This window comes from Longimicrobium sp. (assembly GCF_036280135.1).
Classification (GTDB): domain Bacteria; phylum Gemmatimonadota; class Gemmatimonadetes; order Longimicrobiales; family Longimicrobiaceae; genus Longimicrobium.
The window spans coordinates 1-4,373 of the sequence record NZ_DASURI010000178.1 but is presented as its reverse complement, the minus strand read 5'-3'; the positions used below and the strand labels follow the sequence as shown (position 1 = coordinate 4,373).

The following is a 4,373-nucleotide window of genomic DNA, read 5'->3' as shown; positions in this document are numbered from 1 at the left end:
CTGCCGTCGATGCTGCCGGCCCCGGTGGATACCCTGCACGCGATGCTCAGCCGGCCTGACCGTGCGGACCCGGACATCGTGATGCTCTGCTGTCTGGAAGTCGCGGCGTGGGCGCGGGGCGCCGGTCTGCGGCACACGGCGGTCGCGTTTGCGCAGGCCGGCGCGGAGGCGGCGCCGGAGTCCGGCGACGCGGCGGTGTTCACAGGCGTCTGCGCGCGGGAAGCGGGTCAGCTGGCGCGCGCGGAGACGTGGTTCCGGCGGGCCGTCCCGGTCGCGCGCCGGGAGCAGAACTGGACGGCGCACGCGTCGGCCCTGGTGGAGCTGGGAGTGGTGTGCGAGCGCAGGGGGGAGCTGCTCCGTGCTGAGCGTTTCTACCGTCGCGCGATGCGAGTCGCGCGTGGACACGGCGACGCCGCGGAGGAGATGCGGGCTGCGCACGGCCTCTTCCGGCTCGCCCGCCAGAAGGGCGACGACGCCGGCGCGGCGCAGTTTGCCCTGAGTGCGGAACTGGCGCTCGACGCCGATGAGGCGGGGGCCGCGGATCTCCTGCTGGACCTCGCGCGATTCTGGACCGACGTGGGTGAAGGCGGGCGCGCGAGCGAGGCACTGCGGCGCCTTGTTCCTGCGGTGCTGACGATGGAGCCCGCGGGGCAGCTTGCCACCTTCGCGCTGACGGCGCGGGCGCGCGCGGAGCCGGGGCACCCGCAGGCCGGCGCAGTGGCGTGGCAGGCCGCGTGGGCCCTGCTGGGGAACAGCGAGCTCCCTGACGCGGTGCGGTACGCGGCGGCGATTGACCTCGCGCATGCGGCTCGGACGACGGGTGACCCGCGTGCGTTCGGGGCCGCGCGACGGGCCGTGCTGGGTCTGGCGCCGCCAGCGGAGCGTCCCGCCGTTGCGGAGCGTCTGGACGAGCTCTGGTCGGATGAGGAAATCCACCGCGTGGACAGGGCATCATGAGCGAGCCGGAACGCACTCCCGCGGAAGGCGAGGAGCCAGCCGCCACCATCTACGGCCCGGCGTGGCTGGATGCGCGCGAACGGATGGTGTGGATCGAGGATGAGGACGCGCGTGCCTTGCTGGCCTTGGCCATGGACCTGGTGGAAAGCGGGTGGGACGCCGTGCGGGGGCTGCAGCGCTGGGCAGAGCAGCACCGCGAGCCGGACCGTCCGGACGATGAGTATGGGGCGCTCCTCACGTTCGCCGAGTCCGAGCTGCAGGAGGTCTTCCGGTCGATGGCGTTCAACCTTGCCGACCTGGTGACGGGATGGCCGGGGCTCGGCCTCCCACCGGACAACGACATCGACGCGCATCGGTCCGAGTTCGGCCGGTACGCGACGGTGCTCGTCCTCGCCACGGGGGCGGCGGTAGACGTTCCGGACGGGTTTCGCGCCTTGGTCCGCCAGGTCGCCCGCCTGCTGCCAGGCGGCGAGTGGTTTAATCGTGTCACGGAGACGTTCGCCGCGATACAGGACGTTTCCAACAGCGAGATCACCGCGGATACGGCCCGTCAGGCAGTCGATTTTCTTCTGCATGGGCTGCCGGAGTCGGAGCGCGAACGGGTAAGCGGCTTCGTGGTGCAGGACCTCGAAAACCGGTACGAGGCGGCGGGCGAGCCGCCGCCGCCCTGGCTCGACCTGCTGAAAGGTTTCTTCGCGACAGGAGAGAATCCGGATTCGTGAGGTCAGGATCCGGATCGGCGAGTTCACCACGAGCGTGGATGGGCACCCTCACCGTCATCGGCGCGCTGGTGCTGTGGGGGCCCCCAGAGAATCCGCTAACCCCAGTTGGCGAGAAGATGCGGGAGTATCGCGGGCGATGGTCGGACCGGCCCATTCGAGTTGGTGCGACGTGGATGTTCGGGAGCGGAAACTAATACAGGAGGAACCCCGATGAGGATCTCGTTCATCAGCGCCGCCGGCCTCTTCATGCTGGGGTGTGTCCCCGGCACTCCGCGGCCGGCCGTAACCCCGAGTAACGCCTGCCCGCGTGTCGGCGCCGCCGAGGCGCCCAGCGGGCGCAGCCCCGTTCAGCGTCCGCTCTTCATCGACGCCAGGGCCTTTGCGGTGACCACTCCCGAGAACGTCGCAGATGTCACCCGCGCGATGGACGCGCTCCTCCAGGCGACCCAGCGGTGCCCGTCCTCACGGCTCCAGGAGCGCTCGTGATGGCTCGACCTGCTCGTGGCCCGGAGTTCATGAAGCCCCTGACCGTTGGCGGGGAGGCGGGTGCGACGATCGTGCGCGAGTTGCCGCAGGAGGTCGCGCTCACGACGTGGCAGACGCTCTCCAGCGTTCTCCTGTGGGCCGGCCAGGAACCGGCATGGCGCGGCGATCTGTTCGAGGTGACGGCCATGAGGGAGTGGGAGGAGCGCCTGCTCCGCGAGGAGTGGGACCCGGAACTCCGGGACCCCCTCGCCGTCCTGGTCGGTGAACTCGCCCGGTTGGAGCACGGCTCCCCGCAGGCCATCGCGCAGGCATGTCTCTGCGTAACCGACTGGGCCACCGAGCGCTGCTACTGGGCGACCGCGATCGCCTTTGCGGAGGCCGCCGGGCTGAGCTGGCCCGAACAGCCGCAGTACGCGTGGACGGCCGGGCGGCTGATGCGTGCCCGCGGGCTCGTGCGCGAGGCGACGGCCTGGCTGAAGCGCGCCGAAAGAGTTGCGGTCCATAAACGCGACCGCGACCTGCAGGCGCGCGCGCTGATTAGCCAGGGGAACCTTCATGCCTTCGTCGGCGGCGACCTTCGGAAGGCCCTCAAAGCCCATGGAGACGCCCTTCGCATCGCCCGCCGGCACGGACTACGAAATCGAGAAGGCGAAGCGATGCACGATCTCTTCGTCGTAACGTGGTACCTCGGAAGATCGCGCGAGGCGGAGGAGTACGCGGCCGGGGCTGTCGAGATCTACAAGAGCAGCTCGCACCCGCGGCTTCCCGCCCTGGCTCACGATATCGCGACCTCATGGGCCGCGGAGGGCTGCTATGGGCCGGCGCTCCAGGTACTCGAAGCCGCAGCAGCGCAGTTCGACGAGCCCTCCGACCGACTTCAGGTGCTCGCATCCCTTGCCTTCGCCGCCGCCGGGTCCGGGAATGCGGTGGCGTTCTCCGCAGTCACCGGTGAAATCCAAAGTCTTCCGGACCCGGTCGTCGACCAGTCCGGCGCCGCGCTGCTCGACGTGGCGCGGGGAGCGGCGCTACTGGCGGACTGGGCACTGGCGGAGCAGCTGGCAAGCAGGGTGGTGGAGCGCTCCCACCCCTGGACCGAAGGTAGGCTCCGGGACATCGCGCACGACGTCCTCCACGACGTGCTGAGGCGCCAGACGCCCGCGGCCGAGGGAACCGGGCATGGTCATCCGCGTGCTGCGCGTCTCGCGGGTGAAATCGTCGCAGCCCTTCGGGCATAGAAATTCGACGCGCCGGTCAAAGCGATCCGGCATCGATCGTCCGTCCGGGCGCAATCTGCGTGCGCTACCGAATCGTTCGGGCGACGAAAGTATCCTCAATCAAAGGCTGATCAACATGCACAGGTTACATCACCTGGTGGTTCTCGCCGTCGCCGGAGCGTCCGCCACCTTCTTCCCCGTGCCCTCCCGCGCGCAGGCAAACACCTGTCCTGGCACCTCGGTGCATCAGGAAGCACGCGTTCGCAATTTCCTGGCGGCAGAGCACACGGCTCCTGTCCGCCAGCAGCTCGGCCTTGCCGGCGTCTTGCCGGGCGACGTACGGCACCTGCACGACGAAGCCGATCGGGAGACCTGTGCCAGGCTGTGGGATGCTCTGCGGGCGGGGGACGCGGAGAGTTCGCCACCGGCCGACACGACGTTCTCGGAGACGTGTGGCAGGCTTTTGACGGCGCTGTGGGCCATGGATGAGAGGAACCGGGGGCCCGCAGACACGACGCTCGCGGGGCCGTGCGACAGACTGCGGAACGCGCTGGAGGCCCAGGCCGGGGAACACCCACAGCTGGGCCGCACGGCGTTCTTCGAGGCGGGCGGTTTCTACTTCCTCGCCATTTCGCGCCCGACGCCCCAACCCGCTTCCGGCGCCGCGATCGACGAGGCGAGCAGCCAGCTGTACGTCATCGACCGTGGCTTCCGCTTCGTGGTCCGCCTGCTGGCATAGGGGAACGTCGCCGCGGCGGGTGGAGATACGGATGGAAGGAACGAAGGACAGCGATATCCGATCGGTTCTGTATGCAACAGAACTCGCCCGTCACGCGGCGTGCTCCGGCTCGCTCGTAGTCCCCGAGCTGGAAATCTGCCAGCGAGAGTTCCGCATTGACGTCGCCGTGGTGTCGGGGACCGCCCTGCATGGATACGAGATCAAGAGCGACCGTGACACCCTCAGCCGCCTTCCGGCCCAGGCTGTGGCGTACGG

5 protein-coding genes and 1 pseudogene are annotated in these 4,373 nt (G+C 69.4%); all 6 read left to right on the top strand.

Annotation, left to right across the window (positions count from 1 at the left end):
• Positions 1-957 (top strand): tetratricopeptide repeat protein (locus VFZ20_RS05285; protein ID WP_329682791.1); only part of this gene is annotated, 957 nt, incomplete at its 5' end.
• On the top strand, positions 954-1,679 hold the full coding sequence (locus VFZ20_RS05280; RefSeq protein ID WP_329682790.1) for a hypothetical protein: 726 nt from the start codon (positions 954-956) through the stop codon (positions 1,677-1,679). The genes VFZ20_RS05285 and VFZ20_RS05280, both read left to right, overlap by 4 nt.
• Positions 1,680-1,889: 210 nt before the next feature.
• On the top strand, positions 1,890-2,165 hold the full coding sequence (locus tag VFZ20_RS05275; RefSeq protein WP_329682789.1) for a hypothetical protein: 276 nt from the start codon (positions 1,890-1,892) through the stop codon (positions 2,163-2,165).
• Between the two features lie 29 nt (positions 2,166-2,194).
• Entirely contained in the window at positions 2,195-3,400 is a 1,206-nt protein-coding gene (locus VFZ20_RS05270) for a hypothetical protein (RefSeq protein ID WP_329682788.1), read from the top strand.
• Positions 3,342-4,118, top strand: coding sequence for a hypothetical protein (locus VFZ20_RS05265; RefSeq protein WP_329682787.1), 777 nt, complete (start codon positions 3,342-3,344; stop codon positions 4,116-4,118). The genes VFZ20_RS05270 and VFZ20_RS05265 overlap by 59 nt, the downstream gene beginning before the upstream one ends.
• A gap of 31 nt (positions 4,119-4,149) precedes the next feature.
• Positions 4,150-4,373 (top strand): annotated as a pseudogene (locus VFZ20_RS05260) (hypothetical protein); the annotation flags it as partial.